Annotated in this window: 15 protein-coding genes; 6 read left to right on the top strand and 9 right to left on the bottom strand. The window is 66.3% G+C overall.

Annotated features, from left to right (window positions below):
• Nucleotides 1–325: DoxX family protein (locus tag WAW17_RS31255; protein WP_422336713.1), on the bottom strand; the 325-nt coding region annotated here is incomplete at its 3' end.
• A gap of 122 nt (nt 326–447) precedes the next feature.
• Nucleotides 448–1,290 (bottom strand): TatD family hydrolase, encoded by an 843-nt coding sequence (locus WAW17_RS31250; RefSeq protein WP_422336712.1) that lies wholly within the window; start codon nt 1,288–1,290, stop codon nt 448–450.
• Between the two features lie 88 nt (nt 1,291–1,378).
• Here WAW17_RS31250 and WAW17_RS31245 point away from each other — a divergent pair, with 88 nt between their 5' ends.
• The 3 genes from WAW17_RS31245 to WAW17_RS31235 are packed head-to-tail and all read left to right on the top strand — an operon-like array spanning nt 1,379 to nt 5,100.
• Nucleotides 1,379–2,227, top strand: coding sequence for an SDR family oxidoreductase (locus tag WAW17_RS31245; protein WP_422336710.1), 849 nt, complete (start codon nt 1,379–1,381; stop codon nt 2,225–2,227).
• 12 nt (nt 2,228–2,239) lie between these two features.
• Complete coding sequence (gene metG / locus WAW17_RS31240) at nt 2,240–3,802, top strand: methionine--tRNA ligase (RefSeq protein WP_422336709.1); 1,563 nt, start codon at nt 2,240–2,242, stop codon at nt 3,800–3,802.
• A gap of 59 nt (nt 3,803–3,861) precedes the next feature.
• On the top strand, nt 3,862–5,100 hold the full coding sequence (locus WAW17_RS31235) for a DUF2786 domain-containing protein (protein WP_422336708.1): 1,239 nt from the start codon (nt 3,862–3,864) through the stop codon (nt 5,098–5,100).
• A 36-nt stretch (nt 5,101–5,136) separates the two neighbouring features.
• Here WAW17_RS31235 and WAW17_RS31230 read toward each other — a convergent pair whose 3' ends face one another.
• Nucleotides 5,137–6,417 carry a lipase family protein gene (locus tag WAW17_RS31230; protein ID WP_422336707.1) on the bottom strand — a complete coding sequence of 427 codons (1,281 nt, stop codon included), beginning with the start codon at nt 6,415–6,417 and terminating at the stop codon, nt 5,137–5,139.
• 132 nt (nt 6,418–6,549) lie between these two features.
• The gene (rsmI, locus tag WAW17_RS31225) at nt 6,550–7,380 is read right to left on the bottom strand and encodes a 16S rRNA (cytidine(1402)-2'-O)-methyltransferase (protein ID WP_422336706.1); all 831 of its coding nucleotides are present in this window, start codon (nt 7,378–7,380) and stop codon (nt 6,550–6,552) included.
• A 29-nt stretch (nt 7,381–7,409) separates the two neighbouring features.
• Between rsmI and WAW17_RS31220 the strand changes: the two genes are divergently transcribed.
• A complete protein-coding gene (locus WAW17_RS31220; protein WP_422336711.1) occupies nt 7,410–8,963 on the top strand; it encodes a dolichyl-phosphate-mannose--protein mannosyltransferase in 1,554 nt (517 codons plus the stop codon).
• 10 nt (nt 8,964–8,973) lie between these two features.
• Here the strand turns inward: WAW17_RS31220 and WAW17_RS31215 are convergent, their stop codons facing one another.
• The 4 genes from WAW17_RS31215 to WAW17_RS31200 all read right to left on the bottom strand — a co-directional run bounded on the left by WAW17_RS31215 (nt 8,974) and on the right by WAW17_RS31200 (nt 12,356).
• Nucleotides 8,974–10,617 (bottom strand): BCCT family transporter, encoded by a 1,644-nt coding sequence (locus WAW17_RS31215; RefSeq protein ID WP_422336705.1) that lies wholly within the window; start codon nt 10,615–10,617, stop codon nt 8,974–8,976.
• A gap of 84 nt (nt 10,618–10,701) precedes the next feature.
• Nucleotides 10,702–11,133 (bottom strand): DoxX family protein, encoded by a 432-nt coding sequence (locus tag WAW17_RS31210; protein ID WP_422336704.1) that lies wholly within the window; start codon nt 11,131–11,133, stop codon nt 10,702–10,704.
• Nucleotides 11,134–11,226: 93 nt separating this feature from the next.
• Nucleotides 11,227–11,589: a GntR family transcriptional regulator gene (locus WAW17_RS31205; protein ID WP_422336703.1), complete on the bottom strand. Its 363-nt coding sequence runs from the start codon at nt 11,587–11,589 to the stop codon at nt 11,227–11,229.
• An 83-nt stretch (nt 11,590–11,672) separates the two neighbouring features.
• Nucleotides 11,673–12,356, bottom strand: coding sequence for an NAD(P)H-binding protein (locus WAW17_RS31200; RefSeq protein ID WP_422336702.1), 684 nt, complete (start codon nt 12,354–12,356; stop codon nt 11,673–11,675).
• Nucleotides 12,357–12,447: 91 nt separating this feature from the next.
• Here WAW17_RS31200 and arsC point away from each other — a divergent pair, with 91 nt between their 5' ends.
• Nucleotides 12,448–12,795, top strand: coding sequence for an arsenate reductase (glutaredoxin) (gene arsC / locus WAW17_RS31195; RefSeq protein WP_422336701.1), 348 nt, complete (start codon nt 12,448–12,450; stop codon nt 12,793–12,795).
• A gap of 9 nt (nt 12,796–12,804) precedes the next feature.
• On the opposite strand, the gene arcA is transcribed toward arsC, so the two are convergent.
• Nucleotides 12,805–14,022, bottom strand: a complete 1,218-nt coding sequence (gene arcA / locus WAW17_RS31190) for an arginine deiminase (protein ID WP_422336700.1) — start codon at nt 14,020–14,022, stop codon at nt 12,805–12,807.
• Between the two features lie 105 nt (nt 14,023–14,127).
• Between arcA and WAW17_RS31185 the strand changes: the two genes are divergently transcribed.
• Complete coding sequence (locus tag WAW17_RS31185) at nt 14,128–14,622, top strand: FABP family protein (protein ID WP_422336699.1); 495 nt, start codon at nt 14,128–14,130, stop codon at nt 14,620–14,622.
• Nucleotides 14,623–14,728: the final 106 nt, after the last annotated feature.

Here is a 14,728-nt window from a genome sequence, read left to right as displayed (position 1 = left end):
GGACCAGTTCGTAGCCGCCGGTGGAAACCCAGATTCCGTGTTCGACGTGCGCGATGAAGAAGGCTCCGACCATGTCGAGGAACAGCAGGATTCCGAAGATCGGCACCGCGGCACCGACGATGAGGGCAATTCCGCCGATGACCTCCAGCCAGGTCACCACGAATGCCGAGACACCGGCCAGTGGGACACCCATCTGCTCGAAGCCGGCGGTCTGAGCGTCGAGTCCGTTGGTGAAGGCCTTCTGCCAGCCGTGGGCGAGGAAGATGATTCCGATACCGAGGCGGGCGATCAGGATGCCCAGGTTGCGAACGGTGGGGTTGTTCACGAATGCGCCTTTCATCGAGGCGTCCCGGCGGACCGGGACAGCCATTTTAGTTGAATAGGCAACGATCGTACGAGAGTAAGGTTGAAACTTCAACATAGATCGATTTCGAAGGCATGACCAGGTCAAACACTCACGGTCCGCAGACCGTAGACCCTTTCCGCCGTTGCGGTCGACGCCTCTGCCAGCTCTTCCGGGTCTTCTCCGCGAACCTCGGCCCGCGCCCGGCCGGTGTACGGCAGGCAGTACGACTCGTTGGGTGCGCCCCTGAACGGGTGCGGGGTGAGAAACGGAGCGTCGGTCTCGACGAGCAACTGATCGCCGGGCACCAGCGGTGCCGCCTCGCGGAGCGCCTTCGCATTCTTGAAGCTGACGGTGCCGGAGAAGCTCAGGACGTATCCGGCGTCGACACACTCGCGCGCCATCTCCGCGTCCGACGAGAAGCAGTGGAAGATCACCGTCTCCGGCGCTCCTTCTTCACGCAGCACCTGCAGCAGCGCCTGATCCGCCTCGCGGTTGTGGACCATCAACGCCGCGCCCAGTCGCTTGGCGAGGTCGATGTGCCAGCGGAATCCTTCGGTCTGCTCGGCGACGGTGGCACAGCCCTCGAGCTTGCCGGGCCAATAGAAGTCGAGACCGGTCTCCCCCACCGCGACGACCCGCGGGTCGCGAGCCAACCGCTCGATCTGCGCCTTGGTCTGGTCGTCCAGCACATTCGCGCGCGTCGGATGGATGGCAACCGCGGCGAACACCCGCGAATCCCAGTGCGCAGCGTCGACGGCGAAGTGCGCAGCATCGAGATCGTCGGCCACCGTGACGATGCGCCCCACGCCGACCGCGGCGGCCCGGTCCACCATCGCCGTGACGCTTGCGGCGTCGGAGGCACCGCACGCATCGAGATGCGTGTGCGCATCGACGAGCGGGAACAACGGCTGAGGCGGTTCGGGGGCCGGACGGTCTCTACTCATGCGCACATTGTCGAGCGCCGGCACCACGAACGCCAACGGCACCATCCCACTCGGGGTACCTTCGGCTCCGAGCGGAAGGAGCATGACGATGGCTTCGGCATCATTGAGCGGGCGGGTGATCGCGGTCACGGGCGGCGCACGAGGGATCGGACGGGAAATCGCGCAGCACCTCGTCGCGGCGGGTGCGCGCGTCGCGATCGGCGACCTCGACGGCGCGGCGGCGCGGCGCACCGCCCACGAACTGGGTGGCTCGACAGGTCTCGCTGAAGGCCTGGACCTGGACGTCGAGAGCACCGAATCCTTCGCCTCCTTCCTCACCGCGGTCGAGGAGCACTGGGGTCCGATCGACGTGCTGGTCAACAACGCCGGTGTGATGTGGGTCGGCCGTTTCGATCAGGAACCCGAGCACGCCGTCGCCCGCCAGATCGCTGTCAACCTGCACGGCGTGATCCGGGGCGTGCAGCTGGCGGCACCGACGATGCGCCAGCGCGGCCGAGGACAGATCGTCACGGTCGCCTCCGCCGCATCCAAGGTCTCACCACCCGGGGAATCGACCTACGCCGCCACCAAGCACGGCGTTCTGGGCTACCTGACCGGAGTGCGCGAAGAGCTGCGCGGTTCCGGCGTCGAGATCTCGGTGATCATGCCCGGGGTGGTCGATACCGAACTCGCCGCGGGCACGGCAACGGGCGCCGCCAAGCTGCTGACCCCTGCCGACGTGGCGAAAGCAGTGGTCGGAGTGATCGGGCGACCGCGATTCGAGGTGACCATTCCCGGTTACGTCGGACCGCTCTCCCGGCTGATCAACGTCTTCCCTCAGTTCGTGCGGGACTTCGCGATGCGGCGGATGGTCCCGAACCAGGTGGTCTCCGGCGACAGGTCGGTGCGCGCCGCCTACGAGTCCCGTGCGATTTCCGACCGCGAACCAGGCAGATAGAGTGGTCGCACCATGAATGCTGCTGCCGACTCCTCCGCCCCGCGGCCACCTTTCTATCTCACGACGGCGATCGCGTACCCCAACGGCGTCCCGCACATCGGGCACGCCTACGAGTACATCTCCTCCGACGCTCTCGCGCGGTTCAAGCGCCTCGACGGCTTCGAGGTCTTCTTCCTGACGGGAACCGACGAGCACGGTCTGAAGATGCAGCAGACAGCCGTCAAGGAGGGTATCGACGTCCGTGCACTCGCGGCGCGGAACTCCGACGTGTTCGAGGCCATGGACAAGACCTTGAACATCTCCTACGACAGGTTCATCCGGACCACGGACGCAGACCACGAAGAGGCCAGCAAGGTCATCTGGCAGAAGATGGCCGAGAACGGCGACATCTACCTCGACTCGTACGCCGGCTGGTACTCGGTGCGGGACGAGGCCTTCTACACCGAGGCCGAGACCACCCTTCAGGAAGACGGCACCCGCATCTCCACCGAGACCGGGACCCCCGTCGAATGGACCGAGGAGTCCACCTACTTCTTCAAACTGTCCGAATACCAGGACAAGCTGCTGCGGCTGTACGAGGAGAACCCCGACTTCATCGCACCCGCGACTCGGCGCAACGAAATCGTCAGCTTCGTCAAGGGCGGTCTCAAGGATCTGTCGATCTCGCGCACCACGTTCGACTGGGGCGTTACGGTCCCGGAAAACCCTGATCACGTCATGTACGTGTGGGTCGACGCCCTCACCAACTACCTCACCGGTGCCGGATACCCCGACACCGATTCGGAGGCCTTCCGCAAGTTCTGGCCTGCGAATCTACACATCATCGGCAAAGACATCACCCGGTTCCACACCGTCTATTGGCCGGCGTTCCTGATGTCGGCGGGAATCGAACTGCCCGAACGCGTCTTTGTGCACGGATTTCTGTACAACAAGGGCGAGAAGATGTCGAAGTCGGTCGGCAATGTCGTCGACCCCGTCGCCCTGGTCGAGCAGTACGGTCTCGACGCCGTGCGCTTCTTCCTGCTCCGCGAGATCTCGTACGGCCAGGACGGCAGCTACAGCCACGAGGCCATCGTCACCCGCATCAACGCCGACCTCGCCAACGAGCTCGGCAACCTCGCCCAGCGTTCGCTGTCCATGGTCGCGAAGAACTGCGATGCGCGGGTTCCCACTCCGGGCGTGTTCACCGAAGACGACTCGGCTCTGCTGAACCTGGCCGACGCCCTGCTCGCCAAGTGCCGTGCCGAGTTCGACGTCCAAGCCCTGCATCTCGCGCTCGAGGCGATCTGGGCCGTGCTCGGTGAGACCAACCGGTACTTCTCGAAGCAGGAGCCGTGGGTTCTCCGCAAGACGGACCCCGACCGGATGGCGACGGTGCTGTACGTGACGCTCGAGGTGGTGCGCATCGTGGGTATCCTCGTCCAGCCGGTGATGCCCGATTCCGCCGCCAAGATCCTCGACCTGCTCGGGCAGGATCCGGATGCACGTCGGTTCACCGATCTGGCGACGCGCATCGTCGCGGGCACTCCGCTGCCGGCTCCGACCGGTGTGTTCCCGCGGTACGTGGAGGACTGAGACACGGGAGTTGTCGTGTGGGCGCCGGATGTGTCGGACCCCACGTGCACACTCTCCGCATGACGCCGAATAGAACATACATTCGATCGCACGGAGCCGGGTACGGGAACGGAGCACGAGTGTTCGACGACGAAGTGAGTCCGCAGGCGGTCTCCGCCGTCCAGGCCCTGGTGGGTGAACTGTCGAGCGCGTACGAACGCGGTTGGCAGCCTTCCGACGTCGTGCATCTCGCCCGGCGGTCGAAGGAGCCTTCGGACCCCGATCTCGCGGCGGCAGTGGTCCTGTACGACGCGCGGTGCTCACGCGCCGAGGATCGCGCGCCCCGCGAGTGGGTGGAGCAGCTCCGCACCATCGGCGAGCAACTGCCGAACGCGGCCCGCCTGGCACTGCGAATCCCCGAGGAAAGCACCGAGTTCCGTTCCCTCGCTGCAGGACTCATGTTCGAAGATCCGTACCACTCCGTCTATCAGCTCACCGACCTGGCAATGGCGTGGATGCAGCTACCCGAGTGGACTGTTCTCACTCCGCCGCCGTCCATGTGGCCCCGAGTCCGTCTCGCCGAGACCGTCAGCGCGGCGCAGTACGCCGAGACCGAGGCCGACGCGAAGGTTCTCAACAGGATTCGCGGCCTGCTCGCCAAGGCCGAGGCCACCGATTTCGCCGAGGAAGCCGAGACCTTCACGGCGAAGGCGCAGGAACTGATGACGCGATACGCGATCAGCGCGGCGCTCCTGCATAACCAGAACGGCACGGGCAACGCGGCCGTCCACAGTCGGCGAATCCACCTCGACAATCCCTACGTCAAGGAGAAGGTGCATCTCCTCACCGAGATCGGCGACTCCAACCGTGTCCGGACCGTGTGGTTCAGTTCCCTCGCGATCGCCACTGTGGTAGGCACCCCCCTCGACCTCCAGCAGGTAGACATGCTGTTCACCTCCCTGCTCGTCCAGGCCACGCGCGCGATGCAATCCACCGATGCCTCCAGCCGGAACGGGTCCCGAACCACCTCGTTCCGCAAGGGATTCCTGGCCGGTTTCGCGAGCCGGATCGGTCAGCGCCTACGCGATGCCGACACCAGGGCCACCGTCGAGGCCGCAGACGAGGCTTCGATTCCCGTCGACGATCTCCTGCCGATACTCGCGAGCACCTCGGAGGCCGTGGACGCGGAGTTCGACCGGCTCTTTCCCCGCACCCGCAAGTCGCGGGGCCGCGCGGTGGATGCCGCCGGCTGGCACGCCGGGCAGGAAGCCGCCGAGAACGCGACGCTGAATCCGGGAGAACGCGCACTGCGCCGCTGACCGGTCGCCCCAGCACCCGGTCGCCGGGAAGCGACCTCAGTACGTGCCGCAGTTCCCGGCGAACGGGCGGCCTTCCACCCGGTCCACAAGCCAGGAGATGCCTTCGATCTGGGCGAACGGCAGTGGGGTTCCGTGGCCGAGGATCAACCGCGGGGGCAACAGCGGGATGTCGAGTTGACGGAACTGCACGTCGGCACCCTGTGCGCACCAGTCGCGGCCGAGTTGGCGAGACTGCTCGGCAAGGACCAGGTCGTCATGAGCACCCTGCACGATCAACACCGGGGCCGCGGGCTTCAGCCGGCCGATGCGCTGTTCGTCGAGGATCGAACGCATCGGTTCGGTCTTGGCCTGTTCCACGCCCGGGAGGCCGTCCTTGTTGTAGGTGGACACCCACTGCAACGGATACGTCAGGATTGTATCTGCCGTGCATTGAGTTTCGGTGTCGCGAAGAACCGCCTCGCCCGCCGGGGTGAGCGTGGACCGCAGAGCGTCGGCATGCTCGGGGTATCCCGCGACGGCTCCGTTGAAGATGAACCCGAAGAAGCCACTGGCGATCGAGCCGTCGGCGCCGGCGATACTTTCGGCGACGTTGGCTGGGGCGGCTCCGGCGTAGGCGCCGATGACATCGAGTTCAGGCGCGTACGTGGGCTGCAGTTCCACAGCTGACGCTGTCGAGTGACCGCCCTGGGAGTAGCCCATCAGTCCCACCGGGCCGTCGGCCGGGATCTCTGGATCGCCCAGGCGCTGTGCTGCTCTGGTGGCATCGAGCTGCGCGTGCGCCTCCGCGGCCCGGTTGAGATAGGTGTGCAGGCCGGGTGTGCCGAGTCCCTGATAGTCGGTGACCACTACCGCGGCGCCGTAGGCGAGCAAGCTACCGACCCAGGGGATCTCGTAGAAGTGACCCCTGTTCATCAGGTGTGAGGGCGCGCATTGGTCTCCGACACCCTGGGTGCCCGCGGCGAAGGAGACCAGCGGACGCTCTCCCGGACCCGTCCAGGGACGCGTCGGCGCCAGGACCGTTCCGGTCACCGCTGTCGGCTCACCGTGGTTGGTGCGGCTGAGGTACATGATCCGAGTGGCGTGGGCGTCGATCGGAGCGTTCGTCACGAAATCCAGGACCACGCGGGACGGTTCCGTGCGCAGCAGATCCCCCGCACTGCCCGACGGCAGCGGCGCGGGCGGGGTGTAGAACTCCGCGTTCGGCACACCGGGATCGGGAAGGGGAGAAGCGGGTACCGGGTCTGCGCCGGCGATTCCCATCGCCGCCTGAGTCCCCACTGCAAGGGCCATCATCAACACCAGTGCATGCCGCCGCATGGGTCCGCTCCTACTTCTCGGTGAATGGATGCGTGACGCACGCTACATCAATGCGGACAAGTTTTGTCTGAAATAGCTTCGTTTGGGCTCCGGCCGGGAGTTTCGGACCACCCGACGCGGATGGACGACGGTCTAGGCCTTCCGGGAGGCCAGCACCGTCTCGTACAGCTCCCTCTTCGAGACCCCCGCGGTGGCGACCAGGGAGCACGCGTCCTTGAGCCGGGTACCGCCCGCGACCAGCCGTTCCACTTCGTCGACGAGATCGGCGGGGTCGGACGGGACATGGGTGGCACCCTCCAGCACCACGGTGATCTCACCGCGCACACCGTCCGCCGCCCACTCGGCCAGCTCGGCGAGGGTGCCGCGGCGCACTTCTTCGTAGGTTTTGGTGAGTTCGCGGCACACCGCGGCGCGGCGGGTACCGCCGAGAACCTCGACGGCGTCGTTCAGGCAGTCCGCGAGCCGGTGAGGCGCTTCGAAGAACACGCACGCGCGCGGCTCGGTGACCAGGGTCTGAAACCAGGCTTTGCGTTGTCCCTGCTTGCGCGGCGGGAAGCCGTCGAAGCAGAACCGTTCCACGGGCAAACCGGACAGGGCGAGTGCGGTGGTGACCGCCGAAGGACCCGGAAGGCAGGTAACGGGCAGGTTCTCTTCAACGCACGCGGAGACGAGGCGGTACCCGGGATCGCTCACCGACGGCATACCGGCGTCGGTAACGAGGAGAACCGTCTTGCCCGCGGCCACATCTGCCACGAGCGCCGGCAGCCGCGCAACTTCCACCTGATCGTAGAAACTGACGACCTTCCCGGTGATCGTCACGTCGAGCGCCGACGCGAGGGCCTTGGTTCTGCGGGTGTCTTCGGCTGCGACGACATCGGCGGTCGCCAGCGCCGTACGCAGCCTCGGCGAGGCGTCACCCACGTTCCCCATCGGTGTTGCGGCGAGCACGAGGCGACCAGTCATGACCCACAGCCTACGATTGCCTCGTGACGATGCTAACGGACGCGCGACCTTCGCCCTCCGCCCGGCAGCAGTCGCTGATCAGTCCGGCACCCCTCGTGCCGCCGCCGGACTTCGGTCCTGTCGACCGCGCCCGCGGCTGGGTCGTGACGGTGTTCGTCACCGTCATCGCCGCAATCACCCGGTTCACGATGCTCGGCTACCCCACCGATGCGGGCACCCCCGTCTTCGACGAGAAGCACTACGCGCCGCAGGGGTGGCAGGTGCTCACCGGCGGATGGATCGAGGACAACCCGGGCTACGGCCTGGTGGTGCACCCACCGATCGGGAAACAGCTGATCGCGATCGGTGAGGCCATCTTCGGCTACAACGGCTGGGGGTGGCGATTCGCCTCCGCCGTGGCGGGCACGATTCTGGTGTTGCTCGTGATCCGGATTGTGCGGCGGCTGACCCGATCCACCCTGATCGGGGGTCTCGCGGGCGTCCTCCTGATCGCGGACGGCGTCACGTTCGTCTCTTCCCGGGTGGGGATGCTCGACATCTTCCTGGCGCTGTTCACCGTCGCGGCACTCGGATGCCTGGTCGTGGATCGGGACCAGGTTCGAGAACGCATGGCGAAGGTGTATGCCGAGGGACGAATCGGTGACAGTGCCTGGGGGCCGCGCCTCGGTGTGCGGTGGTGGCGTTTCGGCGCCGGGATCATGCTGGGCTTGGCCTGCGGCACCAAATGGTCCGGCATCTACTTCATCGCATTTTTCGGTCTGCTGAGCGTGGCCTTCGATGTGGCGGCCCGGCGGGCGTACGGAGTGCACCGCCCGTGGTTCGGCGCGGGTATACGCGACGTCGGTCCTGCACTCTACGCACTGGTGGTCGTGCCGCTGCTCGTGTATCTGGGCAGCTACTGGTCCTGGTTCGCCGGCGAGACCGGTGTCGATCGGCACGCGGTCGGCAACCAGATCGGGACCGATGGTCCTTGGTCGTTCGTGCCGGCCGCGTTGCGCTCGCTCTGGTACTACAGCGGCAACGTCCTCGAATTCCACTCCGAGCTAACCAATTCGGCGGGCAATCGCCATCCGTGGGAGTCGAAGCCGTGGACGTGGCCAATGGGTCTGCGCCCGATGCTGTACTACTTCGCCGAGGGCGATCAGGTCACCGGTTGCGGTGCTTCGAGTTGTGTCAAGGCGGTCATGCTCGTCGGCACGCCCGCCATGTGGTGGCTGGCGCTACCGATGCTCGCCTGGGCGCTGTGGCAGTCCGTGGTGCGCCGCGACTGGCGGTACGCCACGGTTCTCACCGGTTACGGTGCCGCGTTCCTGCCGTGGCTGACCACCCTGGACCGGCAGATGTACTACTTCTATGCGGTGGCGCTGGCGCCGTTCCTGGTGATGGGTCTGGCCCTGGTGCTGGGCGACATCCTGGGGAGCGCGAAGGCGTCGTACGAGCGCCGCGGCACCGGTCTGCTCGCGGTCTGCCTCTACGTGGGACTCGTGGTGGCCAACTTCATCTGGCTGTGGCCGATCCTCACGGCCGTGCCGATCACCCCGGACACGTGGCAGCAGCAGTTGTGGCTACCCAGCTGGCGCTGACGCCCGGCAGTCAGGGCGACGTGCCGGCCGCGCCCTTGCGGCGTCGCTTCGCCGCCACCCTCCGCATTTCCTTCCCCAGTTCCTTCGCGTCGAGCACGAGGGGGTCCCGGGAAAGATCTTTGTAGAGCGCCACACACAATCCGATCATCACGACCACGAACGGCGCCGCCGCGATGATCGTCATCGTCTGCAGCCCTTCCAGCGCGGTGTCACCACCGGTCCCCAGGATCAGCGCGGCAACACCTCCGGTGAGGGTGCCCCAGAAGACGACGACCCAGCGTTGTGGCGCCAGCGCTCCGCGTTGCGACAACGTGCCCATCACCATCGACGCCGCGTCCGCTCCCGAGACGAAGAAGATCGCAACGAGAACCATGACGAGAACCGTCGTGATGCCGGTGAGCGGCAGATTGTCGAGCATCCCGAACAGCTGACCTTCCTGCGTGTCCTGACCCGCGATGTCGATGCCGTCGCGCTGCAGGCCGATTCCGGCGCCACCGAAGATCGAGAACCAGACCAGACTCACGGCGCTGGGGACGACGATCACGCCGACGACGAATTGCCGGATGGTGCGGCCCCGGCTGATGCGGGCCAGGAACATGCCGACGAACGGAGTCCAGGAAATCCACCATGCCCAGTAGAAGATGGTCCACGACGACAACCACTCGCCGGTCTCCGGAATCGCCGACGCCCCGGTGCGGGCAGACATCTGCGCGAGTTGCGCTGCGTACGCGCCGATCGTCGTCGGCAGCAGGTTGAGGATCAGAACGGTCGGGCCCACCACGAACACGAACAGTGCCAGGACCACGGCGAGCACCATGTTGATGTTCGAGAGCCACTGGATGCCCTTTGCGACGCCGGACACCGCCGACGCCACGAAGGCGAGCGTGAGCAAGGCGACGATGGCGACCAGGAGGAAGGTGCCGACCTCGGACATCCATCCGACCACCTCGAAGCCGGAACCGATCTGCAACGCACCGAGTCCCAGCGACGCCGCGGTGCCGAACAGTGTCGCGAAGATCGCGAGCACGTCGATGAACTTGCCGAGCGGTCCTTCGGCGCGCCGGCCCAGCAGCGGAATGAACGCCGAACTGAACAGCTGCTTGCGACCCTTGCGGTAGGAACCGTAGGCGATGGCCAGGCCCACCACGGCATACATAGCCCACGGATGAAGGCTCCAGTGGAACATGGTGGTGGCCATTGCGGTTCCGATGCCACCGTCGGTTCCGGGTGGCGGTGTCACGTAGTGCGCGAGCGGTTCCGCGACGCCGAAGAACATCAGTCCGATGCCCATACCGGCGCTGAACATCATCGCGATCCAGCTGACGGTGCGGAATTCCGGTCGCTCACCGTCCTTGCCGAGCGGGATCTGACCGTAGCTGCTGAACGCGAGCCACAGCGAGAAGATCACGAATCCGGACGCGGAGAGGATGAACAGCCAGCCCAGATCGACGACGAGCCAGTCGAGCGCGTTCCCCATGATCGAGTCGAGATTGTCCGGGGCTGAAAGACCCCACACGACGATGGCCGAGACCGCCGCCGCGGCGCAAGCGAACACGAGGTAGTCGGTGCGAACACCCGCCGACTTCAGCCCCCTCCCCGCGGGAGGACCTGGATTCCCGGAATCGGACTCAGGCAGATCCGTGTTCGTTGCCATGGCCGACTACGTTCGTCACTCACGAAGACAAAAGCAAGCAGGCGGGGCCGTCAGAACCGAATCGAGACCGTGTTCGCAGGATGGTTACGCTGCGGTTTCACCCCAACCGGAGCCTCGTCCCAGCAGACCGTCGATACTGAGCCTGCCCGCTCCCACGACGGCGAGGAGCAGCGCCCCGACTCCCAGCCCGACCACCAGTTCGTAACCCCCGTCGCTGACGAAGACGCCTTTGTCCGCGTGCACCAGAATCAACGCTCCGAGCATGACGAGGAACAACAGGATCCCCGCGATGGACGTGGCCAGCCCCACGAGGAGCAGGAACCCACCGGCCAGTTCGACGGTGGCCGCCACGATCGCCGAGATGTCCGGCATCGGCACACCCATCGCCGCGAACGACGCCTGCGTCGCACCCACCCCTGCATCGAAGAACTTCTGCCAGCCGTGGGCGACGAAGACGACGCCGAGGCCTATGCGCGCGACCAGAAGCGCGAGGTCGCGGAAGAGTGCAGAAGCCATACCGGGTGTCTTCCTTTCGGGTCGAAGTGCGGCGCTGGGGATTACGGCGGTGGCGATCACCGTGCGTAGATCTCACGTAGATCTCAGCAGTGCTCAATCGGCTCCGCGCAAAGCCGATCCGACGAAACCCAGGATGTCCTCGTCGGAAATTCCCAGGTTCCGCAGTTCCTGCACGTACCGCGTGGCGGCCTTCTCGGCCCCGGCGCGGATGGGGTCGCCACCACCGGCGATGAACGTGCCCTGTTTACCCCGGGTTTCGATCACACCCTGTTCGCCGAGTTCCCGGTACGCCTTCGCCACGGTGTTGGGTGCGAGTCCGACGAGGGCGGCGAGCGCACGGACAGTGGGGATCTTGGTCCCGGCAATCAACTGGCCGCTGCGAACCTGCTCGATGATCTGCAGTCGCACCTGATCGAACGGGGCCGTCGGCGAATCCGGGTCGAGGTCGATGCGCACTGCCGGCCCACCTCCGTTGTTCCAGGGGTCGTATCAGACCGTAGTTGCGTAGACCCGGTGAAGCAACGGCCACGCACGCTCGGTCAGAGAGCCGCCACCGCTTCGGCGATCGGGGTCGGGCCGGAAGTAAGCATCACCGTCTCCTTCGCGGTGGTCGGGTCATCCAGTAATGCGTCGATCACCGCGGCGACGTCCGCGCGTGACACGCTCCCCGGTTCCAGGGGAGGCGCGGTAAGGGTGACGTGGCCGGTCGGATCGTCGTCCAGCAGTCCTCCGGGTCGGAGAATCGTCCAGTCGAGATTCGTGCGGGCGCGAAGATCCTCTTCTGCCGCCGTCTTCGCCACAAGATAGGCCGCGAACACCTCGTCGGTTCCCTCGGCGATCGGCTCACCCGCACCGAACGAACTGACCTGGACGAATCGGCGCACACCCGCCTTCTCCGCGGCGTCGGCGAGCAGCACCGCGGCGGCCCTGTCCACGGTGTCCTTGCGTGCCACACCGCTCCCCGGCCCGGCGCCGGCCGCGAACACGGCCGCATCCGCCCCGGCGAGAGTCTCGGCCACCTCGTCCACCGTCGCCGTCTCGAGATCGATCACCACGGGTTCTGCGCCGAGCGCTGCCACCGCATGCTCCTGGGCGGGATTACGGATCAGTGCGACGGCGCGATCACCGCGGGCAGTGAGGAGTTTCGTCAGTTCCCGGGCGATCTTTCCGTGTCCGCCCGCAATGACGATACGGCGTGGGTGTGCGTGGGCGTGCTCGGTCATGATCGAACTCCTCTTTCTCGACTGTTACCAGATACTGTCCATGATCAGCACTACGCGGTGACCCATTTGTTCCCCGGTGCACAATGTCAGCATGGCCAAGACTGCGACGATTTACCACAATCAGCGGTGCAACACCTCTCGTACCGTCCTCGGTGTGATCCGTGACGCCGGCATCGAGCCCACCGTCGTGAAGTACCTCGAGACGCCGCCGTCGCGCGACGGACTGCGCAAACTTCTCGACGATGCCGGGCTGAAGCCGAGCGAAGCGATCCGCACGAAGGAAGCCGTGTACAAGGAACTGGGGCTGGCGCAGGCCTCCGAGGACGAACTTCTCGAGGCCATGGTGGACAACCCCATTCTCATCGAGCGTCCGATCGTCGTGACGGAGAAGGGCACGGTTCTGGCCCGTCCGGCCACGAAGGTCGCCGAGGTCCTGTAGAGCGGGGTTCTACAGCGGGTCGCGCGACACCGGACAGGACATGCACCGGGGTCCGCCGCGGCCCGAGCCGAGTTCGGATCCGGCGATGCGCAGGACCTCGATGCCCGATGCCTCGAGTCGCGCGTTGGTCTCGACGTTCCTTTCGTAGGCCACCACCTTGCCGGGTGCGAGTGCGAGGGTGTTGTTCCCGTCGTCCCACTGCTCGCGTTCGGCGGTGACGTTGTCGAGCCCGGTATCGATCACCCGCAGCTTTCCGATGCCCATCGCGTCGGCGGCGGCTGTCAGGAAAGGTTCCGCCCCGCGTATCGAGACACCCTTGTCCTCGCGGTGGATCGTGAACGCCGACAACGTGTCCTGGATGACCGGATACATCACGACCGCGTCGGTGTCGACCATCGTGCAGACGGTGTCGAGGTGCATCGACGCGCGGGTCTGCTCGATGGGCACCGCGAGCACCGTGTGCGCGAGCTCGTCCTCGAACACGCTGCGTGCCAGGGCCTCGGCGCCTGCCGGGGTGGTCCGCTCCCCCACGCCGACGGCAACGACCCCGGGGGCGAGCAGCAGGACGTCACCGCCTTCGACGGGCGCCGTGTGCGATTCGTAGGCCCGGCGGGCGCCCCGAAATCGCGGGTGGTGGGCGTAGATGATGTCGGTGAGCGACGTCTCGCGAACCCGGGCGGGCAGCGCCAGGGACGTGATGGCCACCCGCGGCCCGATCCAGAACGAGGAGTCGCGGGTGAACAGCAGGTTCGGCAGCGGGTCGATCACGAAGTCGCCACCATGGTGCATGCGGCGCACGAGCGACGACGAACTGGCGTCGACCGGCAGCTCGTCGAAAGTCATACCCGCCGTGAGGATGGTGGACAGGGTGCGGGCATCCAGCGAACGGAGGTGACCGGCGAGTTCCTGCGCGAGGGTGTGCCCGAGTTTGCGCGGATCGACGGCCGCGCCGATACCCTGCATCCGGGCTGCTCCACTCGCGCCGAGCGTTTCGGTGAGCAGATCCGACAGAACCAGCACCTCGACACCGTGTTCCCGGAGCACGTCCGCGAACGCGTCGTGTTCCTCCTTCGCCCGATCGACCCACGGCAGAGCGTCGAACAGCAACTGGTCACTGTTTCGCGGTGTCAGCCTTTTCAGTTCGTCTCCGGGACGGTGGAGAAGGACGGCACGCAATTGCCCGACCTCGGAGTTGGCCCCCAGCGGCGCAGGCTCGGACGCGTTCATGCCTAGACGGTAATGCGGCCGGACGCACCGGGCACCCCGAACCGTGCGGTGTGGACTCTGCCGCCCGATCGGGGTGTGCCTGTAGCGTGAAGCCGGAGGTAACTCATGGACGACATCGCGAACGGCGTGACCGCGACGCCACAGGTATCCGTTCCGCCGGCGCTGGCCCCTTTTGCCGGGCGCTGGGTCGGGACGGGTGAGGGCGCGTATCCCACGATCGACGACTTCGCGTACACCGAAGAGATCGAGTTCACCCCGAGCGGGAAGCCTTTCCTGGCGTACCGGTCCCGGACCTGGGAGGTGGGTAGCGGCCGCCCCCTGCACACCGAGTCGGGATTTCTCCGCCTCGTCGCCGAGGACGAGGCGGAGCTTCTCGTGGCCCAGCCCACCGGCTTCGTCGAAATCCACCGCGGGCAGATCCGTGAGGGAACGATCGAGTTGTCGATGCTGTCGCTGGCGGCGTCACCGGACGCCAAGCCGGTGCACAGTGTCCGGCGGCAACTGTCGGTGCTGGGCGGCTCGCTCACCTACGACCTGTGGATGGCCCACGACACGACGCCGCTGACGCACCACCTCCACGGGCATCTGCGCCTCGCCTGACGAACCTCGAGTATCGTCGAGGTCACTGTCCGAGATGGTGCTGCGAAAGGTGCCGGTCGTGGAGATGCCCGAGTGGAAAGCGAAGGAGCTGACCCCCGGACAGCTG

Origin of the sequence: Rhodococcus sp. (in: high G+C Gram-positive bacteria) (genome assembly GCF_049286785.1) — a bacterium.
Taxonomy (GTDB): Bacteria; Actinomycetota; Actinomycetes; order Mycobacteriales; family Mycobacteriaceae; genus Rhodococcus_F.
This window is presented reverse-complemented; position numbering and strand designations above follow the sequence as displayed.